Annotated in this window: 27 protein-coding genes; 20 read left to right on the top strand and 7 right to left on the bottom strand. The window is 60.9% G+C overall.

Features of this window, described 5'->3' with window-relative positions; all coding sequences use genetic code 11:
* Nucleotides 1-28: 28 nt before the first annotated feature.
* Together DP106_RS03530 and DP106_RS03525 are read left to right on the top strand one after the other, a co-directional pair.
* Complete coding sequence (locus tag DP106_RS03530; protein ID WP_120083438.1) at nt 29-1,021, top strand: AIR synthase family protein; 993 nt, start codon at nt 29-31, stop codon at nt 1,019-1,021.
* Nucleotides 1,018-1,542 carry an HAD family hydrolase gene (locus DP106_RS03525; protein WP_120083436.1) on the top strand — a complete coding sequence of 175 codons (525 nt, stop codon included), beginning with the start codon at nt 1,018-1,020 and terminating at the stop codon, nt 1,540-1,542. The genes DP106_RS03530 and DP106_RS03525 overlap by 4 nt, the downstream gene beginning before the upstream one ends.
* A gap of 2 nt (nt 1,543-1,544) precedes the next feature.
* Here the strand turns inward: DP106_RS03525 and DP106_RS03520 are convergent, their stop codons facing one another.
* The gene (locus DP106_RS03520) at nt 1,545-1,835 is read right to left on the bottom strand and encodes a DUF5822 domain-containing protein (protein ID WP_120083435.1); all 291 of its coding nucleotides are present in this window, start codon (nt 1,833-1,835) and stop codon (nt 1,545-1,547) included.
* A gap of 97 nt (nt 1,836-1,932) precedes the next feature.
* Here DP106_RS03520 and panB point away from each other — a divergent pair, with 97 nt between their 5' ends.
* From panB to DP106_RS03505, 3 genes are all read left to right on the top strand, one after another.
* On the top strand, nt 1,933-2,739 hold the full coding sequence (gene panB / locus DP106_RS03515) for a 3-methyl-2-oxobutanoate hydroxymethyltransferase (protein ID WP_120083434.1): 807 nt from the start codon (nt 1,933-1,935) through the stop codon (nt 2,737-2,739).
* A 151-nt stretch (nt 2,740-2,890) separates the two neighbouring features.
* Nucleotides 2,891-3,139 carry a DUF7127 family protein gene (locus DP106_RS03510; RefSeq protein WP_120083433.1) on the top strand — a complete coding sequence of 83 codons (249 nt, stop codon included), beginning with the start codon at nt 2,891-2,893 and terminating at the stop codon, nt 3,137-3,139.
* The gene (locus DP106_RS03505; protein WP_120083431.1) at nt 3,136-5,409 is read left to right on the top strand and encodes a CDC48 family AAA ATPase; all 2,274 of its coding nucleotides are present in this window, start codon (nt 3,136-3,138) and stop codon (nt 5,407-5,409) included. Before DP106_RS03510 ends, DP106_RS03505 begins: the two co-directional genes overlap by 4 nt.
* A gap of 160 nt (nt 5,410-5,569) precedes the next feature.
* On the opposite strand, the gene DP106_RS03500 is transcribed toward DP106_RS03505, so the two are convergent.
* Nucleotides 5,570-6,727, bottom strand: a complete 1,158-nt coding sequence (locus tag DP106_RS03500) for an MFS transporter (protein ID WP_120083430.1) — start codon at nt 6,725-6,727, stop codon at nt 5,570-5,572.
* Between the two features lie 122 nt (nt 6,728-6,849).
* Here DP106_RS03500 and DP106_RS03495 point away from each other — a divergent pair, with 122 nt between their 5' ends.
* Entirely contained in the window at nt 6,850-8,571 is a 1,722-nt protein-coding gene (locus tag DP106_RS03495) for a glutamate--tRNA ligase (protein ID WP_120083429.1), read from the top strand.
* A gap of 8 nt (nt 8,572-8,579) precedes the next feature.
* Here the strand turns inward: DP106_RS03495 and DP106_RS03490 are convergent, their stop codons facing one another.
* Nucleotides 8,580-8,840 carry a MarR family transcriptional regulator gene (locus DP106_RS03490; RefSeq protein WP_120083428.1) on the bottom strand — a complete coding sequence of 87 codons (261 nt, stop codon included), beginning with the start codon at nt 8,838-8,840 and terminating at the stop codon, nt 8,580-8,582.
* A 133-nt stretch (nt 8,841-8,973) separates the two neighbouring features.
* Here DP106_RS03490 and DP106_RS03485 point away from each other — a divergent pair, with 133 nt between their 5' ends.
* Complete coding sequence (locus DP106_RS03485) at nt 8,974-9,537, top strand: thioredoxin family protein (protein WP_120083427.1); 564 nt, start codon at nt 8,974-8,976, stop codon at nt 9,535-9,537.
* A gap of 11 nt (nt 9,538-9,548) precedes the next feature.
* Here the strand turns inward: DP106_RS03485 and DP106_RS03480 are convergent, their stop codons facing one another.
* On the bottom strand, nt 9,549-9,992 hold the full coding sequence (locus DP106_RS03480; RefSeq protein WP_120083426.1) for an RNA-binding protein: 444 nt from the start codon (nt 9,990-9,992) through the stop codon (nt 9,549-9,551).
* Nucleotides 9,993-10,103: 111 nt separating this feature from the next.
* Between DP106_RS03480 and DP106_RS03475 the strand changes: the two genes are divergently transcribed.
* From DP106_RS03475 to DP106_RS03440, 8 genes are all read left to right on the top strand, one after another.
* Complete coding sequence (locus DP106_RS03475; protein ID WP_120083424.1) at nt 10,104-10,964, top strand: NOP5/NOP56 family protein; 861 nt, start codon at nt 10,104-10,106, stop codon at nt 10,962-10,964.
* Entirely contained in the window at nt 10,961-11,593 is a 633-nt protein-coding gene (locus tag DP106_RS03470) for a fibrillarin-like rRNA/tRNA 2'-O-methyltransferase (RefSeq protein ID WP_120083423.1), read from the top strand. The genes DP106_RS03475 and DP106_RS03470 overlap by 4 nt, the downstream gene beginning before the upstream one ends.
* A gap of 67 nt (nt 11,594-11,660) precedes the next feature.
* Nucleotides 11,661-12,653, top strand: a complete 993-nt coding sequence (locus DP106_RS03465) for a phosphate/phosphite/phosphonate ABC transporter substrate-binding protein (RefSeq protein ID WP_120083422.1) — start codon at nt 11,661-11,663, stop codon at nt 12,651-12,653.
* A 36-nt stretch (nt 12,654-12,689) separates the two neighbouring features.
* Entirely contained in the window at nt 12,690-13,394 is a 705-nt protein-coding gene (locus DP106_RS03460; protein ID WP_120083421.1) for a phosphonate ABC transporter ATP-binding protein, read from the top strand.
* Nucleotides 13,387-14,283, top strand: a complete 897-nt coding sequence (gene phnE / locus DP106_RS03455) for a phosphonate ABC transporter, permease protein PhnE (RefSeq protein WP_120083419.1) — start codon at nt 13,387-13,389, stop codon at nt 14,281-14,283. The genes DP106_RS03460 and phnE overlap by 8 nt, the downstream gene beginning before the upstream one ends.
* A gap of 71 nt (nt 14,284-14,354) precedes the next feature.
* Nucleotides 14,355-15,428, top strand: a complete 1,074-nt coding sequence (locus tag DP106_RS03450; protein ID WP_120083418.1) for a glutamate--cysteine ligase — start codon at nt 14,355-14,357, stop codon at nt 15,426-15,428.
* Nucleotides 15,429-15,492: 64 nt separating this feature from the next.
* A complete protein-coding gene (locus tag DP106_RS03445; protein ID WP_394343444.1) occupies nt 15,493-16,119 on the top strand; it encodes an ArsR family transcriptional regulator in 627 nt (208 codons plus the stop codon).
* 24 nt (nt 16,120-16,143) lie between these two features.
* Complete coding sequence (locus DP106_RS03440) at nt 16,144-16,629, top strand: phosphopantetheine adenylyltransferase (protein ID WP_120083416.1); 486 nt, start codon at nt 16,144-16,146, stop codon at nt 16,627-16,629.
* Between the two features lie 8 nt (nt 16,630-16,637).
* Here DP106_RS03440 and DP106_RS03435 read toward each other — a convergent pair whose 3' ends face one another.
* Complete coding sequence (locus DP106_RS03435; RefSeq protein ID WP_120083415.1) at nt 16,638-16,946, bottom strand: transcription initiation factor IIB family protein; 309 nt, start codon at nt 16,944-16,946, stop codon at nt 16,638-16,640.
* A 57-nt stretch (nt 16,947-17,003) separates the two neighbouring features.
* Between DP106_RS03435 and DP106_RS03430 the strand changes: the two genes are divergently transcribed.
* Entirely contained in the window at nt 17,004-17,729 is a 726-nt protein-coding gene (locus tag DP106_RS03430; protein WP_120083413.1) for a nucleoside phosphorylase, read from the top strand.
* A gap of 53 nt (nt 17,730-17,782) precedes the next feature.
* Here the strand turns inward: DP106_RS03430 and DP106_RS03425 are convergent, their stop codons facing one another.
* Entirely contained in the window at nt 17,783-18,484 is a 702-nt protein-coding gene (locus DP106_RS03425) for a hypothetical protein (protein ID WP_120083411.1), read from the bottom strand.
* A gap of 337 nt (nt 18,485-18,821) precedes the next feature.
* Here DP106_RS03425 and DP106_RS15485 point away from each other — a divergent pair, with 337 nt between their 5' ends.
* The 4 genes from DP106_RS15485 (at nt 18,822) to DP106_RS03405 (ending at nt 23,465) form a co-directional block, all read left to right on the top strand.
* On the top strand, nt 18,822-19,418 hold the full coding sequence (locus DP106_RS15485) for a hypothetical protein (RefSeq protein WP_133305092.1): 597 nt from the start codon (nt 18,822-18,824) through the stop codon (nt 19,416-19,418).
* A gap of 525 nt (nt 19,419-19,943) precedes the next feature.
* Nucleotides 19,944-20,789 carry a hypothetical protein gene (locus DP106_RS03415; RefSeq protein ID WP_120083407.1) on the top strand — a complete coding sequence of 282 codons (846 nt, stop codon included), beginning with the start codon at nt 19,944-19,946 and terminating at the stop codon, nt 20,787-20,789.
* Nucleotides 20,790-20,795: 6 nt separating this feature from the next.
* Nucleotides 20,796-22,355, top strand: coding sequence for a hypothetical protein (locus DP106_RS03410; RefSeq protein ID WP_120083406.1), 1,560 nt, complete (start codon nt 20,796-20,798; stop codon nt 22,353-22,355).
* 312 nt (nt 22,356-22,667) lie between these two features.
* Nucleotides 22,668-23,465 (top strand): hypothetical protein, encoded by a 798-nt coding sequence (locus tag DP106_RS03405; protein ID WP_120083404.1) that lies wholly within the window; start codon nt 22,668-22,670, stop codon nt 23,463-23,465.
* 5 nt (nt 23,466-23,470) lie between these two features.
* Here DP106_RS03405 and DP106_RS03400 read toward each other — a convergent pair whose 3' ends face one another.
* Nucleotides 23,471-24,232, bottom strand: a complete 762-nt coding sequence (locus DP106_RS03400) for a hypothetical protein (RefSeq protein WP_120083403.1) — start codon at nt 24,230-24,232, stop codon at nt 23,471-23,473.
* Nucleotides 24,233-24,270 lie beyond the last annotated feature (38 nt).

The raw sequence follows: 24,270 nt of genomic DNA, 5'->3' as shown, positions 1-24,270 counted from the left end.
CGTTGAGACCATCTGAGACCACCGCACGATGATCGGCAAACTCGATCCCGACACACTCGGTCACGTGCTTGACCGTACGGGCGCATCGAGCGTGGATCTGCTGACCGGCGCGGCCTACGGCGAGGACGCCGCCGCCATCGATCTCGGCGATGGTGAAACGCTGGTTGTGAGTAGCGATCCGATCTCGCTTGCGGCCGACCGCGCCGGCACGCTCGGCGTCTACGTTGCCTGTAACGATGTAGCCGCCTCGGGTGCTGATCCGGAGTTTCTGACGAACGTGATCTTCCTCCCCGAGGAAAACAACGAGACGCTGACAACGCTGACCGATCAGCTGGACGCCGCAGCCGACGCCCTCGGCGTCACCATCGTCGGCGGCCACACCGAGTACGTGTCCGCCTTAGACCGTCCCCTGTTGAGCCTGACGGCCTTCGGTCGCACCGATTACCACGTCCCGACCGGCGGTGCGCAGCCGGGCGACAGGCTGCTGCTCACGAAGGGCGCGGCCATCGAGGGCACCGGCATTCTGGCGACCGATTTCGTCGATGCGGCACGCGAGGCCGGTATCGAGCAGGCGACTCTCAACCGTGCGACCGACTTCTTCGAGGAGATTTCCGTTCATCCGGAGGCCGAACGCCTGCGCTCGGCAGCGACGGCGATGCACGATCCCACAGAGGGCGGCGTTGTCACCGGGTGTGTCGAGTTGGCAGCGGCTTCGGGTGTCGATCTCGTCGTCGAGCGCGAGTCGGTTCCAATTCGGCCAGAAACAGCCGCGATCTGTGCGGCGATAAGCATTGATCCACTGCGGATCTTCGGCTCCGGGGCGTTGCTGGCGACGGTGCCGCCCTCAGCGGTCGATCCCGCGCTTGATGCACTCGCTGAAGCCGACATCGACGCGGCAGTCATCGGCGAGGTGAGAGAATCGAGCGGCGACAACAACGACGGCGCGTTGGTGCTGGACGGCGAGCGCATCACGACGGCACCAACCGACCAGCTCTATCCGCTCTGGGAGGACAATTCGTGAGCGACACAGAGTACGCCGGCATCGTCTACGACCTCGACGGGACGCTGGTGACACTCGCTGTCAACTGGGGGGCCGTCGCCGACGACGTCACCCAAGTCTACGCCGACGCCGGGATCGACGCCACCGATGCGGGCCTGTGGTCGCTGCTGGAAGACGCCGACGACCACGGTCTCACCGATGCTGTTGAAGCGGCGATCAGCCGCCACGAACGCGAGGGGGCCCGCCGCTCTCGCCGCTGTGGACTCGCCGACGAACTCGCCGAACAGACCGTCCCGGTTGGGGTCTGCTCGCTCAACTGCGAGGCCGCCTGCCGAATCGCACTTGAGACCCACGGGCTCGCTGCCGACGTAGACGTGGTTGTCGGTCGTGACTCGGTGGCGACACACAAACCCGATCCCGAACCGCTGTTGGCGACACTGGGGGATCTCGGTGTCGCCCCCGACAACGCGCTGTTTGTCGGCGATTCGCGGCGAGATAAGGAGACTGCCGAACGGGTTGGCGTCGCCTTCGAGTACGTCTGAGATTACTCGTCGTCAGCCGGTGTCGATTCCGCGCTTTCGGGCCGGTCGTCATCATCTGTATCCTCGCGTTTGTATTTGGCGTAGAGGTAGGCCGCCACGTTCGTCGTCAGCCAGATCGGCGCGCCAACCCGGATCGCAAAGGTGGCGCGGACTCCCCATGTCGAAAGCTCGACGGTCGTCGACAGCACGGCGACCAGCGGCGCGCCGACGAGGATCGTCACGACGAAGGTGACCTGCATCACCCAGCCGAAATCGACGCCGTCGGGGTCGGTCGTTGCGACGGGATCTGCCACACTGGGGCGTTCGACTCGGCGCGCTAAGATGTGACGGTTCCACGCGGCGCGACCGTCGGACACAGCCGATTTAACAGCTGGCGATCCAAACACAGGTATGACCACGACGCGGGAGCTCCGCGACCGAACTGAGCCCATCACGATGCTGACGGCCTATGACGCTCATACTGCCAGCGTCATCGACGACTGCGGGATCGACATCCTGCTTGTCGGCGATAGCATGGGCACCGAGGCGTTGGGGTATGACTCGACGCTGCCGGTCACCGTCGACGACGTTGAACGCCACACCGCTGCCGTCGCCCGCGGGAGCGATGACGCGCTTGTTGTCGCCGACATGCCCTTTCTCTCGGTTGGTGTCGATGAGGCTGAAACCGTCCGCAACGCGGGCCGCATGCTGAAAGACGCCGGCGCGGACGCGGTCAAACTCGAAAGCGGCCCGCATACCGTCGAGTTGACCGAACGGCTCACCCAGCTCGGGATCCCCGTGATGGCACACCTCGGCTTGACACCCCAACACGTCAACCAACTCGGCGGCTACACCCGACAGGGAACCACCGAGGCCGCCGCCGAAGAGATTCTCTCGCTTGCCCACGCACACGAGGACGCCGGCGCGTTCGCGCTCGTTGTCGAACATGTTCCGGCCAACGTCGCCGCACAGGTGACCGAGGCCCTCGATATCCCCACAATCGGTATTGGTGCCGGCAGCGACTGCGACGGCCAGGTGCTGGTAATCAGCGACGTGTTAGGCCTCAGCAAGAACGCCCCGCCGTTTGCCGAGCAGTTCGGTGACGTGCGGGCGGCGATGACAGACGCCATCGAAGGGTACAAGACCGCTGTTGAGGCCGACTCGTTCCCGGCCGACGAACACAGCCACATCGAAGACGGCCTCGACGACCTCGGCTGAGCGGCCCGCTTTTGACCCACAGTTGCCGCCGGAATCCGAACCCAGCGAAGGTGTGAACCGCAACACCATCGCTATTCCGACGTATGCTGCCGTCTTGCGGTTTTGCAGCCAAAGATTTTTATAGAAGCGCATCTATTCATCTAGTAGAGTGATGAATAATACCCAGCTAGCAAACCGTGACGACCGGTTGCTCCGAGAGTACGACTACGAGGACGAGTGGGTACTCGCCGCCGACCTCGCTGTCGACGACGACAGCGTGCAGTACGACACCGTCGGCGACACCCTGCTCCTCGTGATCGACGCCGACGGGCAGGTCACCGAGACCGAACTCGACCTCCCTGGCGCCGATGCAGCAGTCACAGTGAAAAACGGTGTGCTCACCGTGCAGGTGGATCAATGAAACTCACAGTCAAACCGATCAAACAGAAGGACGCCGGCCGCCGACTGGCCGCGATCGATCGCGTTGCTGCCGACGAACTCGACCTCTCCGGTGGCGACTTCATCCGCCTCGATAGCGACGACGGTACCGCTATCGCCCGTGTCTGGCCCGGCTACCCGGAGGATGATGGCACCGGTGTCGTCCGTATCGACGGCCGCCTCCGCAGTGCGGCCGGCGTCGGCATCGATGACAACGTCGAGATCGAGAAGGCCGACCTCCAGCCCGCCGAAACGATCACCGTCGCCCTCCCCCAACGGCTCGGGATCCGCGGCAACATCGATTCGCTGATCCGCCGCGAGCTCGGCGGCCAGCCGGTCACCCAGGGTCAGAGCATCCGGCTCCCACTTGGCTTCGGCTTCATGGGCGGGCAATCGCAGGCCGTCCCGCTCAAGATCGCCTCAACGACGCCCTCCGGGACGGTCGTTATCACCGACTCGACGCAGGTACAGATCGCCGAACAGCCAGCCGAGCAGATCGCCGACGCGCCACCAGAGGCCGCGGAAGGATCGTCCGAAGCTCCGAATGTCGCCTACGAGGATATCGGCGGCCTCGACGAGGAGCTCGAACAGGTTCGAGAGATGATCGAGCTCCCGATGCGACACCCTGAGCTGTTCAAACGCCTCGGCATCGACCCGCCGAAAGGGGTGTTACTCCACGGGCCGCCGGGCACCGGCAAGACCCTGATCGCGAAGGCCGTCGCCAACGAGATCGACGCCTCCTTCCACACAGTCTCCGGCCCGGAGATCATGTCGAAATACTACGGCGAAAGCGAAGAGCAGCTCCGTGGCATCTTCGAGGAGGCCTCAGAGGAGGCCCCCGCGATCATCTTCATGGACGAACTCGACTCCATCGCCGCCAAACGCGAGGAGGCAGGCGGCGATGTCGAACGCCGTGTGGTCGCACAACTCCTCTCGCTGATGGATGGCCTCGAAGAGCGCGGCGAGGTCGTCGTCATCGGCGCGACAAACCGTGTCGACGCCATCGACCCCGCGCTCCGCCGCGGTGGCCGCTTCGACCGTGAAATCGAGATCGGCGTTCCGGATCGGGAAGGTCGCAAGGAAATCCTCCAGGTGCACACCCGGAATATGCCGCTTGGCGAGGAGATCAGCCTCGACACCTACGCTGAGAACACCCACGGCTTTGTCGGCGCGGATCTCGAATCGCTGGCCAAGGAGGCCGCGATGTCGGCCCTCCGGCGGATCCGCCCGCGACTCGATCTTGAAACCGACGAGATCGACGCCGAGGTGCTAGAATCCATCGAGGTGTTGGAATCCGACCTCAAGACCGCACTCAAGGGGATCGAACCGAGCGCGCTCCGGGAGGTCTTCGTCGAAGTCCCAGACGTGACGTGGGACGATGTTGGCGGCCTCGACGAGACCGAGGAACGACTCCGCGAGACGATCCAGTGGCCGCTTGAATACCCCGAGGTCTTCGAGGAGCTCGATATGGCCGCCGCAAAAGGCGTCATGCTCTACGGCCCGCCAGGAACCGGCAAGACACTGCTCGCCAAAGCCGTCGCCAACGAGGCCGAGTCGAACTTCATCTCGATCAAGGGGCCAGAACTGCTAAACAAGTATGTCGGTGAGAGCGAAAAGGGTGTTCGTGAGATATTCAGCAAGGCCCGCGAGAACGCTCCGACTGTCGTTTTCTTCGACGAGATCGACGCCATCGCGACCGAGCGCGGCAGCAACTCCGAGGGCTCCGGCGTCGGCGAGCGCGTCGTCTCCCAGCTCCTCACGGAGCTCGATGGGCTCGAATCACTGGAGGACGTGGTTGTGATCGCCACCTCGAACCGGCCCGACCTGATCGACTCTGCCCTCCTGCGGCCCGGCCGGCTAGACCGCCACGTCCACGTTCCGGTGCCCGACGAGGAGGCCCGCCGGAAGATCTTCGATGTTCACACCGACGCAAAGCCGCTGGCCGACGACGTTGCTCTCGACACACTCGCCCGCAAAACCGAGGGCTACGTCGGCGCGGATATCGAGGCCGTCTGCCGCGAGGCGTCGATGGCCGCCAGCCGGGAGCTCATCGGCAGCGTCGACCCCGAGGAGGTCGGCGAATCCGTCGGCAACGTCCGGGTGACGATGGCCCACTTTGAGGACGCACTTGATGAGGTTCAGGCCAGCGTGACCGAGGAAACCAAGCGTCAGTACGAGGAGATCGAACGCAAGTTCAACCAGAGCGATGTTGATGACGGCAGCGATGCCGTTGTCGGCGAAGCGTTCCAGTAAGCACCTCGCCGGAGGTGCGTTTTCCGGCGTAGCCGCTGTGTTGTGTCCTCACTCTGTGCTGTGAGTTCGACGCCGGTAAGCTCAAGACGTGCACCGCCGCCCGTGTCGTCGGCTGCCTAACCCTCCTGACCGTGGACGTTCAGAACCGTTCGGTTGACAGTTACGCCGGCAGCCGACCAGCACGTTCGAGCCCACCGAGCACCACAACCGTCGCGATAAGCACGAGTGCCGCGGCCGTAAAGACCGTCCCGTAGGCAACCCCGCGTTCGACCAACTCACCAACCACTGAGGAACCACCCGATTGTGATAGCATCCACGCGGAGCTGAAGACGGCATACGCGCTTCCACGAGCTGAATCCGGCAGCGCGGTCAGAATATAGGCGTCGGTCGCCGGAAACAGCGCGTGAATAACAAAGCCGATCAGCGCGGAGCTGATCGCCAAGGCGACCACGCCCTCAGACGCGACGACCAACAGCAGGCACCCCGCAAATGAGCCGACGATCCCAAGCAGCAGCGGCACCGACGGCAGGTCGTCGGCCAACTCGCCAGCGAGAAAGAAGGCGGGGACGCCCGCGGCAAACACGATCGTCAGCATCGTTGAGGCCTCATTCGGCGAGAGCCCGCGGGACTGCATGTATAGCTCATAGAAATTAAACACGCCCTGCCAGACGAAGACGGCAACACCGGCCAAAGCGAGGGCGGCAAGGATGATCCGCCACTCCGAGCGCGCGCCGGCCAGCAGCGAGCGGTCGTTTTCGCCCGCCGCGGGCATCTCAGTTTGGCGGGCGACGACCACGGTGGCGATGGTGACGATGGCGGTGCCAACAGCAATCGCCCACAGTGCGAACCGCCAATCGATCCACAACGAGACGGCGACCAGCGGCGCGGCCGCAACAGCGGCGATCTGGGTGGCCGCACCGTGAATCCCCATCACGCGGCCGACACGATCCGGGAATAACTCGCTCAAAAGCGGGTTCGCCGACACGAAGTAGACGCCGGAGGCGGTGCCCATGAAGAACGCGCCGATCATCAGTTGACGGACGGTCACCGCCGCGCCGGCAGCCGCCGCCGACAGCGCGAGGATCGTCCCTGAGATGATGACGAGATAGTGCCGTGGAACCTTCGTGAGCAGCCAGCCTGCCGGCAGCCGGAGCGACGCGCTGCCGACCCACGCCAGCGTGACGATCAACCCGGCAGTCGCCTCGCCGATGCCGAACTCGGCGATGAATACGTCCAACAACGGCGCAAAGACGATTCTAGCGAGGTTAAGAAAGAAGACGAGCCCACAAAGCGAGCCAAAGAGGCGTCGACGACTCACAGTCGTAACTTGTGTGTCGGCGGTTCAAGAGTTGCGAACTGCCGACGACCGTCTCTGTCAGCGTAGCTCACCATGCTGTCGATCCACACCCCTTTTGAGCAGTCACGCGAAACGCATAGCCAATGGATGATGAACTCCGCGAACGCGTGAAACAGGAAGCCGAGAAACACGCCCTGTTCAACGCGCTCAAACACCACAGCGACCCCGATGTGGGCGCGATTATGGGCCCACTCATGGGCGAGAACCCCGAGTTCCGGCCCCACGGCGACGAGATTCCGGGCGTCGTCGGCCAGGTCGTCGGCAAGATCGGCCGCCTCAACCGCGCGGCCCGCCGCGAGCGACTCACCGAACTCGATCCCGAACTGATCGCCGAACTCGACGCCGACGACGAGAGCGACGACCACACACTACCCGACCTCCCGAACGTTGACGACTACGAGACGATTCGCTTGCGCGCCGCGCCGAACCCAAACGGCCCATGGCATCTCGGCCACGCCCGCATGCCCGCGGTCATCGGCACCTACTGCGATCGCTACGACGGCGAGTTCGTCGTCAGATTCGACGACACCGATCCAGAGACGAAGCGACCGGATCTCTCGGCGTACGACGCGATCCTCGACGATATCGCCTATCTCGGATTTGAGCCTGACGAGGTGTTGCGGGCCTCCGACCGCGTCGAAACCTACTACGAGTACGCCCGCGAGTTGATCGAGATGGGTGAAGCCTACACCTGTGATCTGCCGGCCGAGGAGTTCTCCGAACTCAAACGCGAGGGGACGCCGTCGCCGAACCGCAACAAGGGTTCCGACACCGTCCGCGAGGAGTTCGAGGCGATGATCGACGGCGAGTACAGCTCCGGCGAGATGGTGCTCCGCGTGAAAACCGATATCAGACACAAGAACCCAGCCCTCCGCGATTGGGTCGCGTTCCGGATGATCGACACACCACATCCCCGCGAGGCGGCCGCCGACTACCGCTGCTGGCCGATGCTGGATTTCCAGTCCGGCATCGACGATCATCTGACCGGTATCACCCACATCATTCGCGGCATCGACCTGCAGGACTCCGCCAAGCGACAGCAGTTCGTCTACGACTACTTCGGCTGGGAGTATCCCGAAGTCCTCCACTGGGGGCACGTCCAGATCGACGCCTACGATATCGACATCTCGACCTCAACAGTCAAGCATCTCATCGACACCGGCGAGCTTGACGGCTGGGACGACCCGCGAGCTCCCACCCTTCAGTCGATCCGCCGCCGCGGGATTCGCGGCGAGGCGGTCGTCGAGTCGATGATCGGCCTCGGGATGTCGACATCGGATGTCGATCTCGCCATGTCGTCGATCTACGCCAACAACCGTGATCTCGTCGACGACAAGGCAGATCGCTACTTTCTCGTCCGCGACGGCGAGCGCGTCCCCGTCGTCGGCGAGGAGAAGCCCGCTGCCGGCAACCCGCCGCGACACCCGAACCACGAAGACCGCGGCCGCCGAGAGATCCCCGTCGACGACGCGGTGCTCGTCGAACCGGCCGATCTACCGAGCGACGGCGAGCGAATCTGGCTGAAAGGCTACGGCTGTGTGCGGCATGCCGACGGTGCGTTCGTCGCTACCGGCGACGACATCGACGCGGTGCGTGAGGATGGTGTCGATGTGATTCACTGGGTGCCGGCCGACGGCACCGTCTCGGTCAGAGTGCGAACACCTGACGGCGATGTGATTGGCGAGGCCGAGCCGGGCTTTGCTGAGACTGACGTTGATGAGATCATCCAGTTTGAGCGGATCGGCTTTGTTCGGGTCGACGACCATGCTGCCGACGACTCAGTTGTCTACTACGCCCACGACTGAGCCGTCAACTACAGCGTCAGCGTGTAGAGCTGTTTTCTGGCATCGCGGAAGGAGACGCGGGATTCGACGGCCCCAACATCTTCAAGCCGGCTGACGGCCTGCCGCACCGTTCGGGTCGACAACAGCGTTGCGTCGGCGAGTTGGGTTTGGGTGAGTTGCTCGTGGCGATCTAGCTCCTTGGCGACGAGCTTCGCGCTCGGCGGTAGCTCACGGACGGGTTCCCAGCGATCAGACGATTCCTGCGTGCTCGCAGCGACAGTAGCACTCATCGTAGTTGCCGATAACGGATTCTCTGTGATAATACTTTCTACTTTGAATATAACTCAAGGGCATTTATCAGCCACAATCCGTCGGAGCACGCAGAGCCGTAATGGATTTGCTCATGGCCTCGCAACTACCGGTATGGTACTCAAAGAGTCCGATTCGGAACTCGCCCGCGGCGACACCGCTCCCGAGTTCGAGCTCCGCGCCACCGACGGCACCCACTACAGCCCTGAGGACTTTGCCGGCAACGACGCCCTCCTCGTCGTCTTTACCTGCAATCACTGTCCGTACGCCCAAGCCAAGTTCGACCACCTCAACGGCCTCAGCGATGAGTTCGACGACGCTGCAATCGTCGGGATCAACCCCAACGCGAACGCGGAGTATCCCGACGACTCCTACGAGAACATGGTTGAACTCGTCGCCGACGGGACGGTCGACTACGACGCCTATCTCTACGACGAAACCCAGAATGTCGCCCGCGAGTACGGGGCGGTCTGTACGCCCGATCCGTTCCTCTTTGCCCGCGTTGACGACGACTGGCACCTCGCCTACCACGGCCGGCTTGACGACGCGCTCGATCCCGACTCGGAGCCCACGGAGTTCTACATCGAGGAGGCCATCGAATCGATCCTCACCGGCGAGGAAATCGAGCACCCGGATCGACCCTCCCGTGGCTGTTCGATCAAGTGGCGAGAGGAATAGGAATCGGTCGTCTATTCGGCGTTGTCCGCGCCGGCCAGCTCAATCGCTTCGCGGGCGTTGGCGACCGCTTTCTCGTGTTTGGCCGGATAGGCCTCGACTTTCGCCCGCAGCGTGATCCCCTCGCCCAACCGAACGAGGCCATTGAACGCAGCCTGTTTGCCGAGGCGGAGAAAAAACGAGCAGTTGTCGTCGACACGTTCGTCGAGTTCCGCAAGCACACGGTCGATAGAATCGAGGGCGGCCAGCTGATCGAGGACGACCCGCATCCCGTCAGCACTCTCGACGCGCGCCGAGAGGACGACGATCCGGTCGCCGTGGTGGCCCGTGTTGGTGACCCGGTTGAGTTCGAACTCCTCTGGCAAGAAGTGTCGCAGGGCCTCCTCGACCCGCTTTTCGTCCTCGGTCGCATAGCAGAAGGTGCGGAGATCGATATAGTGAAACGGGACTCGCGGCATGGGTATTCTTCGGGAGGAGCGGGAAAAAGGACTCTCATCCGGGTCGACAGCGGAAGCGACGACACAACCGAAAGGGGATGGATATACGCCCCCAGCCAAGAGAAAGCATATATGAGCGATCAGTCCACCGATGCGGGGTGGTTCGCCGGCCACACAGCCGACGACGACCTCCGGGCGGCGATCAGAACCGGCACAGCCGACGCACCCACCGACTGGCCGACCGCCGCCGTCAACGCCGGCTTCGCAGACGACACCGACGACTACTACGCCACACTGCAGGAGGCGACCATTGAGGCAGCCCACGACGCCGTTGCCGAACGCCAAGGAGCCGACGATCAGCAACTCCTCCACGCTGTTCGCGCGATGGATGACGCGACCCGGACGGCCAACGAACTCGCCGAGCGATGCCACAAGTGGGCGTCCACACAGTTTGACGACGTCGACAGCGGGATCGACGGAGCCCGAGATGTCGCCAGTCGCGAGCCAACCGATCCGGTTGAGGAACGCGTTGTCTCGCTGGCCGATCGGATTGACGATCTCGCAGCCGAGGCCGACGAGCTACGCGGCTTCATCAAGCGGCTCGCCCCGGAGGTCGCGCTCAACCTCGCCGAGATGGCTGGCCCCGTACTCGCGGCACGGCTGATCTCGCTGGCCGGCGGGCTCGACTCACTGGCGAAGAAACCGAGCGGCACCGTCCAAGTGCTCGGCGCGGAGGACGCGCTGTTCGCCCATCTGGCCGGCCGTGGCTCCTCGCCAAAACACGGGATCATCTACACCCACCCCGCGGTCAGCGGAACTCGCCCGGAGGATCGCGGCTCGGCGGCCCGCGCGCTCGCCGGGAAGCTGACGATTGCCGCCCGGATCGACCACTACAGCGGCGACTTCCGCCCCGAAATCCACGACGAACTCGACGACCGGATGGCGACGATCCGTGCGCGAGCGGACGATGGCGATGAGGAGAGTGAACAATGAGCGACCTCCCGGACGGTATCCAGCGACGCGAGTTCGACGGCCAAACTCGGCTGGCGACGCGCGGCGACCCAGTGTACGGCGAGCCGACCGACGGCGGGTGGCGGTGTTGGGACGCCGGCCGCTCAAAACTCGGCGCGATGCTCGAAGGCGGGATGGGGATCGATCTTTCGAGCGGTGAGGGCGTGCTCTATCTCGGCGCGGCCAGTGGGACGACCGTCAGCCACGTCGCCGACTTCGCAGGGCCGACCTACGCCGTCGAGTTCGCCCCGCGACCGATGGCAGATCTGCTTGACGTGGCCGAAGCCCGTAACAATCTCTTTCCGCTACTGAAAGACGCCCGGAAGCCCGACACCTACAGCCACGTCGTCGAGAGCGATCTCGATTTGCTCGTTCAGGATGTCGCCACCCGCGGGCAGGCGCGCGTCGCCGTCGACAACGCCCGATTTCTCGGCGATAACGGCCAACTCCTGTTGGCGATCAAGGCCCGCAGTGAGGATGTGACCGCCGACCCTGAGACCGTCTTCGATTCGGTCTGTGCGGAGTTGACCGAGGCCTACAAGATCACCGACCGCCAGCGACTCGACCCGTCTCACGACGACCACCTCGGCGTTGTCGCCCGCAAGCGATAAGCGTCGTCTTGATCGTGATCATACACCGATTCGAGAGTGTTATCCCTCGGTAATCAGTACGCCGGGTATGGACAGACGGACGTTCCTGCAGGCGGTTGGGAGCACAAGCGCGGTGGCGGTCGCCGGCTGTGCCGGCCAGAGCGAAAGTGAGCCCCCTGAGTCGGTCGGGGAGTGGGCCGATGATGGCAGTATCGAGTTCGGGCTACCACCGTTCCAAGACGCCGAACAGCTCAACGAACAGTACGCACCGGTCTTCGAGTGGCTCGCTGACGGGTTCGATGGCGTCGACACGGTCAGAGGCGTCCAGACGACAAGCTACAGCGCGACCGTCGAAAGTGTGGTTAACGGCCACACCGAGATGGCGAATCTCTCGCCGATTATCTCGGTGTTGGCCGCCGAGGACGGCGTCAATCCGCTGGTGATCAACTGGTCACATGGTGCGGATAGCTACTATTCCTACATCGCAACCCACGCTGAGTCGGATATCGACGCCCTTGGAGACATCGCGGGCTCAACAGTTGCGATGGTCGACCCGCTGTCGAGCAGCGGCGGGCTCTTCCCCCGATATATGCTCACACAGGCCGGTCTCGATGCCGGCACCGTGAACTCCCAGCCGGACGATTTCGACATCCAGTGGGCCGGCGGTCACGACGCCTCGCTGGCAGCACTCCAGAACGGCCACGTCGATGCGGCAGCCTACGGCGATTTCCAGCATCCCACAGACGACGACAGCATCGTCAAAGTCGCCGAGAGCGACCCTATTCCGTTCGATCCGCTCGTCGCCAAACCCAACACCCCGGATGCGATCCAACAGGCACTGATCGAACGACTGCTCAACACGCCGGAGTCGGCGCTCGAAGCCCACCGGATCGACCGCTTCGGCGAGATCTCAGAGGGCACCTACGACCCCGTTCGCGGCGTCGCCGAGGAGATGGGCGTCGAGATCGAGACGCTCGACCCCGAGAATGAGTCTGACGACGACAGCACAACGAACAGCACCAGCGAAACCAACGAGTCGACCACAAACGCGTCGACCAACACCAACGAGAGCGACACGTAACCGCGCTCTACAGGGTCGTCGACCAACTATCAAACCATGCTTGATATCGAGAGCCTTACCCGACAGTATGGATCTGAAGCCGCAGTCGATGGGCTCTCGGCACAGCTGGCCCGCGGCGAGCTAACCGTCCTGATCGGCCGTTCTGGCGCAGGTAAGACGACCCTGCTGCGGTGTCTCGATGGGTTGGAGCAACCCGACGAGGGTAGAATCACCGTTGACGACGCGCCGCTTGCGGCGACCGACGCCGCCCTGGTTTTTCAGTCGGGCGCACTCGTCGACGGCAAATCGGCGGTCGGAAACGTCCTTGACGGCGCGCTCGGCCGTAAACCCGCGTGGCGTGAGCTGATCGGCTGGCACTCGCCGGACGAAAAGCGAGTTGCCATCGAACGCCTCCACGATGTGGGACTGGCAGGCTACGCCGACCGACCGGTTGAAGCACTCTCCGGTGGCCAACAGCAACGGGTCGGCATCGCTCGCGCGCTCCAACAGCAGCCGGACGTGCTGTTGGCAGATGAGCCAGTCGCGTCGCTCGATCCCGAAACCGGGCGGTCGGTGCTGGCGGTACTGGCCCATGCTGTCAGCGAACACGACCTATTCGGCTTGGTGAGCCTCCACCAGCCAGGATTAGCGAGTGATGTTGCCGACCACTATCTCGGGATGGCCGGCGGACAACTAGTGCTTGATCGGCCGGCTGCCCAGATCGACAGCGACGACATCGAGGGGGTGTACGCCCATGAGTGAGCGAGCAGAAAGCGATGGCGGCGGACACCCAGCAGCCAGCGACGACTCACTGAGCGTCGATGCCGAGTTTCAGCAGCACCAACAGCGATGGCGACGCCGGTTCGGCGGCCAGGTCGCCATCGCCGTCGGCTTCGTGGTGAGCGTCGCCGTCGCCGCGTGGTGGCTGGGCTTCGATCTCGGCTATCTCTACGCCCACCGAGGAAATCTGTGGTCGGTACTGATCGAGGAGATGCTCGCACCGCAGGCACTGTGGGCGCAACTGCAGGGCGATGCGGGGCTGTTGGTGCTGGCCGCGGCCGAGACGCTTGCCATCGCCGCCGTCGGTACCGCACTCGGCCTTCCGGTCGCGCTCGTTTTCGGAACGCTTGCGGCCAACACTGTAACGCCGCGGCGGATCCACACGCCGGTTCGCTTGCTGCTCGGGGGGATTCGCGCCGTTCCGAGTATGGTGTACGCGCTGTTGTTCGTCATTCTCGCCGGGCTCGGCCCGGTTGCCGGCGCGTTGGCGATCGCCGTCGGCACCGTTGGCGATCTCGGGCGGCTGTTCGCCGACGAGATGGAGGAGATCGACGAACGGCCCGTCGAGGCCGTCCAGTCGACCGGCGCGGGTGCCGTGGCGACGACGGCCGCTGCCCGACTCCCGCAGGTAACGACCGCCTACATCGCCTGGACGCTCTTCTATCTGGAGATCAACGCCCGCAAAAGCTCGGTGCTTGGCATCGTCGGCGCAGGCGGGCTTGGCTTCCCGCTGATCATGGCGTTCCGTGCGCGCAACTACACCCGTGTGATGGCGGTCATCGTTGCTATTCTCGTGTTGATCGTGGGTGTCGAAACCGCGGCCAATCGGCTGCGCGGGCAACTCGGCTCCCAGCGACGGGTCGACCAGTAAGAAGACCGACAATCGGCGGCCGGTCGCCGGCTTCAAGAGGTATTTAGGAGTCGGTTGCATACGGCAGGCTGATGGAGACAGGCTCGGCGGATGTGTTTAGCCAGTCAGGGACGATCGGCATCGAGGAGGAGTTTTTTATTGTCAACGAGGCCGGTCATCCGGTGTCAGGCATCCAAGAACTGATCTACGACGCCGAGCCGCCAGCAGCGCTTCAGAACCGACTTGACCACGAGCTGTTTCAGTTCACGATCGAGACCCAAACGCCGATTATCGAGTCACCGGGTGAGGCGGACGCGGCGTTGACAACGATCCGTGAGGCGCTGACGGATCACGCCGAAGCCCACGGCTTTCGGATCGCCGCCGCCGGGTTGCATCCGGCCGCCAAATGGCGCGAGCAGGAACACGCGACCAAACCCAGATACCAGGCTCAACTGGAACGGATTCAGTACCCCCAACACCGCAATACAACAGCCGGGCTCCACATTCATATCGGCGTTGACGACGCCGACACGGCTGTGTGGATCGCAAACGAGCTACGCTGGTATCTTCCGCCGCTGCTGGCACTGTCGGCGAACTCGCCGTACTGGGACGGGTTTGATACCGGGCTGGCGTCAGCGCGAGCGAAGATATTCGAGAACCTCCCAAACACCGGGATCCCGGGCCGTTTCGAGGATTTCGAAGCCTACGAGCGGTATGAGCGGCGGATGGTCGAGCAGGGGTCGATCGATGACCGCGGGGAGCTCTGGTTCGATGTCCGCCCCCACACCGGCCACGGCACCGTCGAGATCCGGGCTCCCGACGGCCAGTCAGAGCCGGCTGTCGTCCTCGCGTTCGTCGAATACATCCACGCGCTCGTCGAGGATCTCACCGCACGCTACGAGGACAATGAGACACCCCCGACGTTGCGCCGAGAACTCCTCGATGAAAACAAATGGCGGGCGATCCGGCACGGCCACGAGGCGAGTTTTATCACCCGCGACGGGGAGGGAACCATCGCTCTCGCCGAGTTTGTCGACCGCGAGTGCGACCGGCTCGGCGTCAACGGGCTTCGAGCCGTTTTTGAGCGCGAAAGCGGCAGCCAGCGACAGCGACGACTGATCGAGGAGAAAGGAATGGACGCGCTGTGTGCCGATCTTCGTCTCTGATATTTCGTCGTTTTGACGACGACACGAACCCTTTTGTTGGATTAGGCACAATACAACAGTCGCTATGAGCGACGAGACTGCGACCGGCGACGACACGGAGACAGCCGAAACCGCCGGCGACGAGATGGGGGAGCCAGCAGCCGGTGACGAGGGGCCGCGGGCCGAACTCCGGAAGACGAAAGAACGCCTCGAAGCCGAGGCCGACCGGGCGGTCTCGGAGTTCGATGAGGGGATCGTTGATCTGTTGGCGTGGCTGTTAGACACCGAGACCCGGGCGCGAATCTACGTGTATCTCCGCCAACGCCCCCACAGCACGAGCGACGAGATCGCCGACGGGACGGGACTGTACCCGAGTACCGTCCGAGAAGCACTGGCTGATCTCCACGACGAGGACGCGCTTAACCGCCGCAAACGCGACAGCGACGGTGCGGGCAACAACCCCTACGAGTACGAGGCGATCGCTCCAAGCAGTCTCGTTCGTGGCGTCGTCAGCGAGGTACAAGCGGAGCTCAACACCGTCTTTACCCTGGAGTCCGGTTACGCGGACACTGAAACCGACGACGGCCCGGTGACAATCACGATCGATAGCACAGGCGACGCTGCCACCGGTGATGCTGGCACCGATAGCAACGACGCCGACACCGACAGCAGCGACGGCGATGCCGGTGACGACCAGAGAGGAGACGTTTAAGTCTACACGTCTGTAGGCGGTGGTATGAACGTGGCATTGGGCGGGACGTTTGATCCCGTCCACGACGGCCATCACGCGTTGTTCGAGCGGGCGTTCTCGCTGGGCGATGTGACCGTCGGGCTGACATCGGATTCGCTTGCACCGAAAACCAGAGCCGTCGATCGGCCGATCCGTGACTACGACACGCGAAAGGCCGCTCTCGCCGACGAACTCGAACCGCTGGCGACTGCCCACGATCGCAGCTTCGAGATTCGCACCCTCCGTGAACCGACTGGGATCGCCACCGAACCAGGGTTCGATGTCCTTGTTGTCTCACCGGAAACCGTCGACGGGGCCAAGCGCATCAACGAGCGACGTGCCGACGATGGGCTTGACCCGCTCCAGATTGAAGTTGTCGACCATGTGATGGCTGAGGACGGCGACCGGATCTCCGCAACACGGATCTTGGACGGCGAGATCGATCGCCACGGCAATCTGACACCGACAGCGAGCGGTCGACAGTCCAAGTAGCAGGCTGACTACCACGTCGGCGGCTGAAATCCGGCTGATTCCAGCAGCGATTTCCATCGTGAGTGAACGCTAAGCCGAGAGACATCCATCGCGTCGGCGACAGCCTGTTGAGAGCGTTCCTCGCCGGCGATGAGCGCGCCAGCGTACAGGCTGGCAGCGGCGACCGCCGGCTTCGATCGGTCGTCGTCAGGAACGTGGGATAAAAAGAGGTCACCGGCGGTGGTTCGGCCCGCTTGCCCGATACCGAGCTCGTCGGCCGCCGACTCGATACGGTCGAGCCAGGGCTGATTTTCGACCTGCTCACGCGCGCTGTACATACTCATCGATTGGGGGCTACACAACAAAGCTTTGCCGCCTGGTGGGCAACCGCCGGTATGGCGACCCAGCCACATCTCTTGGTTGAACCGGGCGACTGCCACGACATCGCACTCATCCCCGGTGATCCGGGCCGCGTCGATCGCATCGCCAAGCAGTGTACCAACGTCGAACCACTCGCGGAAAACCGCGAGTACAAGCTCGTCAACGCCGAGTATGAGGACACGCCGCTGACGATCTGCTCGACGGGGATCGGCTGTCCCTCCGCCGCCATCGCCATCGAGGAGCTCAACGCGGTCGGCGTCGAAACCGTTATCCGCTGTGGGACGACCGGCGCGCTCCAATCTGACATCGAGATCGGCGATATGGTCGTCGCCACCGCGGCGGCCAAGGAGGAGGGGACAACGAAGCGCTACGAGTCAGCTGTCTACCCGGCCGCGCCAGACTATAATGTCCTGAGCGCGCTCGTTGACGCCGCAGAAGCAAACGATGAGGCCATCCATGTTGGGCCGATCGTCTCCGACGACGCCTTCTACGCCGAAAGCGAGGAGTATGTCGACGACTGGGCGGCGGCGAATCTCCTTGCAATCGAGATGGAAGCCGCCGCTGTCTTCTCGCTGGCCCGCCGAAAAGGGATGGGAGCCGGCGCGATCTGTACGGTCGACGGCAACCTCGTCGAGGGCACCCAGAAGGGAGCCGACGGCGACGAGGAGCTGCCACCGAAGGCGCGAAACAATGTTGAACGCGCGATCACGATCACCCTAGAGGCCGCGACAACGCTCTAACAGCCTCCGGTGATCCGTGCGTTGCGGATCGCGGGGTTAATCCCGGTCTCCCGTTACGTGCTCGTCCGCTTGAGATAGTAGTTGTCGTTGTCTGCAGCGGTGGCACTGGCGTGGACGACAACTCCGTCCAACAGTGTCTGGTCTTTGTTGAGGTTTACAGACGAACTCTCGCCGAGCTCGTCGTTCAGATTTGCATCCGACGTATCGATGTACACCCCTACTTCCAACGACTGTCCAACATCAAGTAGTATGCCGATATCATTATACCGTGAAGCAGCGGGCGAACCGGGGTAGGAAAGATCAACTATCTCCGTATCCGCGATGCCGTCACTTGACGGCTGCTCACCGCCGCCAACGCTGGTGACATCATTGCTCCCATCGCTAAACCCCTGATCAAGCCTCGCGCCAAGGTCAACAGCGGCGGTCTTCTCGCCACCCTGTTCTTCAAGACAGACAACCACAGGCTGAGTGCCATTATTGGTCACACCAAATACATCGTCGATATGGGTGACGGCAGTGAGATTTACCGTGGGAACAGTGATCGCGAGTGTCCCACCGTCGATAGCAGCGTACTCGTCCCCGTTTGGGGTGGACAACGGTTCCATGCCGAGCGCTGCGTCGGCATCGCCTGCTGTCGTAACGGTGACTGATCGCTCTGCTTCAACCGACGTGAACGCGCCCGTACCGACGATGGCCCCACCTCCGGCGGTTACCCCGGTAAGGCCGAGTACCGCATTCCGTCTTGTCAGTCGCATAGTAGTCGTGAACAGCGGGTATCACTTTGTATTGGGGTGGCTGAACGACGCCCAATCCTGATTGAAAACGTCTCACCGAGCGATAGCAATGGCGCGTACGCGCCAGCGACACCCACTGCTGGCACGCGCTTTCGTGTTATAATGCTCATATCTGCTGCTATGGACACAGTATTGATCATTCTTGTCCTACAACACAAGATCAAAACCACCCGACAGCAGCGTCTTCAGGCGGTGCCTGAATCGATATACCGCCGACTTGTGCTGCTTCAGGCATTGCCAGTCGGTCGGTCAGGTACCGCAATACAAAGATGGTAGGGGTCATACGGTAGAATGTACTATGAGACTCACACGACGCAACGCACTCATCGGACTCGGCACGGTTGCGGCAGGCGCGGGCGTAGTCGGCGGCTCGGGCGCGTTCACATCAGTTGAAGCGGAGCGAAATGTAAACGTTTCAACAGCAGGCGACGCATCTGCGGCACTAAGCCTTGCGCCTGCCAGCGGCGAGAACGCCTCTGATTACGTTACCACCCCTGGCGATCAGATTCAAATTAATCTTAACGGAACAGATGGTGATAGCGCAAGCTCATCAGGTCTTAATCAAGATGCGAAAACAACGATCAATAACCTGATAACGGTAACAAACAATGGTTCGCAAGATATATCATCGCTTAATCTTAATTTAACGACTTCGTCTGGAGATGTTGATACAAGCGTCGCATTTGAATTTACCACCGGGAGCGGAAGCAACACATACGATAATAATAACGATGATAATAACGATATCACAGGCGGCAGTGGTCTCTCAGTGGGAAATAGCATCACCTTTGGGGTAATCGTCAATCTCCTTGATGATGATAGTACCACCTTCGACCCTAACAGATTACCTTCAGGCGCAAGCTATACGCTTACTATTACGGCCAACACATCGTAAACTGAATTCCAGTTGTTGTCGCTGTCCCGTCTTGATCGTGCTTGGGACAAAGAGCCCGACAATTACATTATAATGCCACAATCTAACCGCAGGCGAACCGCCATTGGAATCGCTACGCTGGCATTTGGAGCCAGCGGTTTTGTCGCTAGCGATTGTATTAATGTCGGTTCAGAGGAGAGTCTTGGTGATGACTGGATACAGATCGCTGGAACTGAGCAGTCAGTTACGTTCAGTTCGCTTGGGCAAACCGGCGGTGGAGGTAACAGCAGTGGCGAGGCGACCGAGAGCGAAGGTATGACAGGTGGCGACGACAGGGCGACAGATGTAGTTGATGACACAGACGCCGGTACGGGCAGCAGCACACTCGTCTCAACGTCGGTTGAAGTACCCGTCGACCCGGCTGCGGCAAACAGTCTCAATAGCACCGAGTCGGCGATATATGATGGTTCGCTGTTCGAAACGGCTACTATACTGCGACGCTTAACAGATGCCTGTGTGGAATCCGTGATGGTGAACTGAGTAAAAATGCCCAAACGCAACCGCAGACGAACGGTCATCGCAATCGCTACACTGACATTCGGAGCCGCTGGCTTCGTCAGCAGCGGCGCACTTACTGTCGGATCGCAGGGAAGTCTTGGTGACAACTGGATACAGGTTGCTGGAGTTGAGCAGTCGGTTACGTTCAGTTCGCTTGGGCAAGCTGGCGAAGAGGATAGCAGCAGTGGCGAGGCGACCGGGAGCGAGGGCACGGCAGACGGCGACGCGGGTGATGATGACGGAGCGATCGATGACGACGGGGCGATAGACGATGAGACCGATGGAACTGGCGACACAGACGCTGGAGCAGGCGACGATACATCCGTCTCAACATCGGTCGAAGTGCTTGTCGACCCGGCTGCGGCAAACGGTCTCAATAGCGGCGGGCCGGCGACATGGAACGGCTCGCTGTTCGAGACGGGCTACATTACCGGGACACCTGACGGATTCCTGCGCGGCATCCGCGATGATGAACTGAATAAGAATGCCACAACGAGAATCGGGACGCTCAGAGGCAGTCCACCGGGTACTGAGGTGGCCTTTCTTGTTGCCAATGTTGGCCCTGAGGACGCGACGACAACAGTGCCGTCGGTCACTGTCACCATGGAGTTGCTTGATGGAGCCGACACAATGAGCACAGATCAGATTCGGTTCCCATACCGGGTGCTCGATACAGATGCAAATGCCGTTGCATCCGGTGACAATCTGGCAGCCGCAAATGGTATTGACTTAGCCACCGGAGAGATAATTGAGGTCGTAGTAGTACTGGATACGACCGATGGAATAGGCGACCTACAGCGTCTTTCGGACATCCAGTTCGCTGCAACGGAGTGAGCACGTATGTCACCAACATCCAGAGGCGGTGGTGGGAAACTCAGCCGACGAGCAGCGATCGCGCTGATCGCCGGCGGGGGAACACTTGCTATCAGCGGTACCGGTGCGTTTACACAGGCTGAGACCCCGCGCAGATTTAGCGTCACAACGGCGGCTGATGAAAACGCTCTGTTAGGAATCAAAACGTCCGCTGTTAAATTTGAAAATAAAAATAAAAGAGAAAAAATACTTGAGTTGATCAATCAAACTAACTCAGATCTAGACATATCTATTAGCTCCTCGGGCAATCTTCTTGATATCTCGCCGATAGGCGAGCTGGACAAAAACAAGTCGGGCGATGTCATGGCAAGGGCAACCAAAGAACGATCAGGCACAAGTCCAATCGAAGTGACTATTACCGCAGAATCAGAATCAGTTTCAGTCACGGCTACACGGGAAATAGCTGTCGCGACTGACTTTGGTGTAAGTATTCCAAGTTGCCCAGTTGCGACCACTGTTGACGTATCTGTTAGCGACAGCGCAAAAACCTATGATGGAGCTGAGCAAATCGCCAAAGATGCAGAAATTGATGGCGATGTAAACAGTAATCGTGACCTTACTATTGGTGAACGTGCTAAGATCAGTGGCGATGTGGTCTCTAACGGATCGATTGAGATTAAGCAGGGTGCAGAGGTTGGCGGTAATGTAAGAATTCAAAAGGGTAAAAATGGAAACAGCATCAGTGTTGGAGTAGGTGCTAAAATCGGTGGGAACGTAACCAACAACGGGTCAATTAGCATCGGGAAGAATGCCAAGGTCGGTAGTAATGTCAATATAAGAAAAGGTAAAAATGGGTATGACATCACTGTCGGAGAAGGTGCTAAAATCAATGGGAACATAACCAACAACGGGTCAATTGAAGTCAAGCCAGACGCCGATGTTGGCGGTAGCGTCAAGATTCGAAAAGGTAAAAACGGAAATAGTATCACTGTTGGAGAAGGTGGAACGGTTTGCGGCCCGATCATTAACAACGGATCGATTACAATTGGGAAAGACGCGGAAATTGGCGGTATTGTCAAGGTTCGAAGAGGTAAAAATGGGTATAGCATCACTGCTGGAGAGAGAGCTAAGATCGGTGGTGACATCATCAACAACGGATCAATTACAATCAAGGAGAATGCCGAAGTTGGCGGTAATGTTCTAATTCGAGAAGGTAAAAACGGATATAGCATTAGTGTCGATGAAGGTGCTAAAATCAGTGGTGATGTCACCAATAACGGGTCAATTACCATCGGGGAAGACGCCGAAGTTGCCGGCAATATCAATATTCGAAAGGGTAAGAATGGATATAGCATCACTGTCGGAGAGAGAGCTAAGATCGGTGGCGACGTGACGAATAAAGGATCAATCGAAATCAAGGAGCGTGCTGAGGTTGGTGGCGATGTTAAGACTCGCAAAGGTAGTCAGGCTGAAATTGAAATAAAGAAATTCGCGACAATCAGCGGAGATGTTGTCCCTAACGGTGGTTATAGTATCTCAGATAGCGTGACGATAAGTGGGGACGACCCGAGGCCATCAAGTGTTTAAGCGGAGCAAATAAAACCATACATTGGCCGTAGTTAACGCATCTACGAAGCACAATATGATAATTATGAATCAATTTTAATTTACTCGGCTTTCCGTATAGTGGTAGGCAGATAACATCGGAAAATAAATGTGATGTTGTCAGATTACCTTCGAACCAGTGTTTTAATTTACTCATCAAAGTCTGATACTTTGATGGACAAATCGAGTGTCACCACCACTCCTATCAGCCGGACTCACATTACCACATAACACGAACACCACATGCAATCGATACACGCAGAGGCACCACAGCCGGTCGCGAGATTGTTGTAGATGGCACCGTCACCTGAGCCAGAGCCCGACACAGAAACATCGCATACTGATACCGACGAGCGCCCACTCACCATCGGCCTCTGGGAGCCCAGTACAACCCCAATCGAATCCGAGCTCAAAAGCGGACTGCCTGATGCCGAACGCAGTGTCGTTGGTCGCGATGTCAACCCCTTAGAGGTACACGCAGTCGACTGTTTGATCGCCGACTGCTCAGCCCCGGAAGTCACGTCGGCGGCCGTCTACGAACAGATACGCGAACTGTATCCAGAAAAACCGCTGGTCGTGATCACGGCCGGCAGCGATGCGGCGTTTCTCGAGCGGTTGGAGACTGCCGACGCCGCCGCCCATGTTCCCCGAACGGAGACGGGGATCCCGACCGCGTTGGTGTCGGCGCGGTGTAAGCGGCTGGCGGCTCGCCCACTTTCGGCCGCTGATACCGACGCCGCCGAGGAGACAGCCGACGACACGAGACCGATGACACAGCGTCTCGGCCTCTGGGTGCTGTGGGTGATCGCGGTGGCAACCTACGGGGTTGGTGACTCCGTTTCGACGATCATCGCGGTGTATCTCGTCGACGGACTCGGCGAGGGGAACCCGCTGGTCGCCGTCCTTTTAGCCGAATTTGGGATTCGGGGATTGTTTGGGCTCAAAATACTCGTGTTCCTGATCGCAATCACGATCAATCTCTACGGTCGACAGCGGGAAGATTGGGTCGGCTACTACGGCCCGCCGGCGTTTGTCGCGCTCCTCGGCGCGGTGTTGACAGCCTCAAACCTCATCGCCATCGTCACAGCCTGACCGATCTATGACTCCGTGTCGTCGGCGGGTTCAGCGCGGAGCGTCCATGTCGTGTTGGTGTCGACGGCAAGGTAGCCGATACCACCGACAGCCCGCACCTGTGGGTCGGTTTGGCCGACAATGCTCTGAATCAAGAGTTCGACTTGCTCACCGTTGCTGTCGATAAGCGAGAGGTTGTAATCATCATCCGTGTCGACAGAGAGGCTGAACTCGATCGGTTGTTGTGCACCGAAGTCGATCGGGCCGAGTACCGCATCAAGCCCATCGTTGAACGCAACCGGCGGCTCCAGTTCAAGCTCGACCTCACTGTCGATATCGTAGGCCGGCACATCGTAGACGGTCGCTGTCCAGTCAGCACTCGCCTGTTTGACAGCCAGTCGGTACTCACCGGGGGGCGGATTGATCAGATTTCGCCCGGTGAACGGGCCGAGCACCTCGATCACCCGGTATTCGGTGCCATCAGTTGCTGAAACCAGTGTAACCAGAAACCGCTCACCGGCGTCCGCATCGCCAGCATCGGTATCGATGATCGTGGGGCCCTCACGTGTCAACGCAAAGCTGTCCGTTGTCGCCTGTCCCGAGCCCGAAAGCGAGAGTGACTCGATAGCACCGTCGCCGTCGACGGTCGGATAGGGTGGATACGGTGCGGTGGGCACGCCGGACGGGCCGAACCCCACATCATCACTCAAGATAACGTAGCCACCGACCCCACCGACACCGATGGCACCGCCGGCCGCCGCGGCCGCGAGATACTGTCTGCGTTCCATACAGGCCGCAGACACCCCGATGACCTAAGTTCAGTGCT

It is taken from the genome of Halonotius pteroides (assembly GCF_003605635.1).
GTDB lineage: Archaea > Halobacteriota > Halobacteria > Halobacteriales > Haloferacaceae > Halonotius > Halonotius pteroides.
The sequence above is the reverse complement of the archived record's forward strand: the minus strand, read 5'-3'. Positions and strand labels throughout refer to the sequence as shown.

Excerpts from the sequence above, each read along its gene's own strand:
- DP106_RS03530 (WP_120083438.1), top strand. The coding sequence starts at position 29 with ATGATCGGCAAACTCGATCCCGACACACTCGGTCACGTGCTTGACCGT.
- panB (WP_120083434.1), top strand. The coding sequence starts at position 1,933 with ATGACCACGACGCGGGAGCTCCGCGACCGAACTGAGCCCATCACGATG.
- DP106_RS03510 (WP_120083433.1), top strand. The coding sequence starts at position 2,891 with ATGAATAATACCCAGCTAGCAAACCGTGACGACCGGTTGCTCCGAGAG.
- DP106_RS03505 (WP_120083431.1), top strand. The coding sequence starts at position 3,136 with ATGAAACTCACAGTCAAACCGATCAAACAGAAGGACGCCGGCCGCCGA.
- DP106_RS03495 (WP_120083429.1), top strand. The coding sequence starts at position 6,850 with ATGGATGATGAACTCCGCGAACGCGTGAAACAGGAAGCCGAGAAACAC.
- DP106_RS03490 (WP_120083428.1), bottom strand. The coding sequence starts at position 8,840 with ATGAGTGCTACTGTCGCTGCGAGCACGCAGGAATCGTCTGATCGCTGG.
- DP106_RS03485 (WP_120083427.1), top strand. The coding sequence starts at position 8,974 with ATGGTACTCAAAGAGTCCGATTCGGAACTCGCCCGCGGCGACACCGCT.
- DP106_RS03480 (WP_120083426.1), bottom strand. The coding sequence starts at position 9,992 with ATGCCGCGAGTCCCGTTTCACTATATCGATCTCCGCACCTTCTGCTAT.
- DP106_RS03475 (WP_120083424.1), top strand. The coding sequence starts at position 10,104 with ATGAGCGATCAGTCCACCGATGCGGGGTGGTTCGCCGGCCACACAGCC.
- DP106_RS03470 (WP_120083423.1), top strand. The coding sequence starts at position 10,961 with ATGAGCGACCTCCCGGACGGTATCCAGCGACGCGAGTTCGACGGCCAA.
- DP106_RS03465 (WP_120083422.1), top strand. The coding sequence starts at position 11,661 with ATGGACAGACGGACGTTCCTGCAGGCGGTTGGGAGCACAAGCGCGGTG.
- DP106_RS03460 (WP_120083421.1), top strand. The coding sequence starts at position 12,690 with ATGCTTGATATCGAGAGCCTTACCCGACAGTATGGATCTGAAGCCGCA.
- phnE (WP_120083419.1), top strand. The coding sequence starts at position 13,387 with ATGAGTGAGCGAGCAGAAAGCGATGGCGGCGGACACCCAGCAGCCAGC.
- DP106_RS03450 (WP_120083418.1), top strand. The coding sequence starts at position 14,355 with ATGGAGACAGGCTCGGCGGATGTGTTTAGCCAGTCAGGGACGATCGGC.
- DP106_RS03445 (WP_394343444.1), top strand. The coding sequence starts at position 15,493 with ATGAGCGACGAGACTGCGACCGGCGACGACACGGAGACAGCCGAAACC.
- DP106_RS03440 (WP_120083416.1), top strand. The coding sequence starts at position 16,144 with ATGAACGTGGCATTGGGCGGGACGTTTGATCCCGTCCACGACGGCCAT.
- DP106_RS03435 (WP_120083415.1), bottom strand. The coding sequence starts at position 16,946 with ATGTACAGCGCGCGTGAGCAGGTCGAAAATCAGCCCTGGCTCGACCGT.
- DP106_RS03430 (WP_120083413.1), top strand. The coding sequence starts at position 17,004 with ATGGCGACCCAGCCACATCTCTTGGTTGAACCGGGCGACTGCCACGAC.
- DP106_RS03425 (WP_120083411.1), bottom strand. The coding sequence starts at position 18,484 with ATGCGACTGACAAGACGGAATGCGGTACTCGGCCTTACCGGGGTAACC.
- DP106_RS15485 (WP_133305092.1), top strand. The coding sequence starts at position 18,822 with ATGAGACTCACACGACGCAACGCACTCATCGGACTCGGCACGGTTGCG.
- DP106_RS03415 (WP_120083407.1), top strand. The coding sequence starts at position 19,944 with ATGCCCAAACGCAACCGCAGACGAACGGTCATCGCAATCGCTACACTG.
- DP106_RS03410 (WP_120083406.1), top strand. The coding sequence starts at position 20,796 with ATGTCACCAACATCCAGAGGCGGTGGTGGGAAACTCAGCCGACGAGCA.
- DP106_RS03405 (WP_120083404.1), top strand. The coding sequence starts at position 22,668 with ATGGCACCGTCACCTGAGCCAGAGCCCGACACAGAAACATCGCATACT.
- DP106_RS03400 (WP_120083403.1), bottom strand. The coding sequence starts at position 24,232 with ATGGAACGCAGACAGTATCTCGCGGCCGCGGCGGCCGGCGGTGCCATC.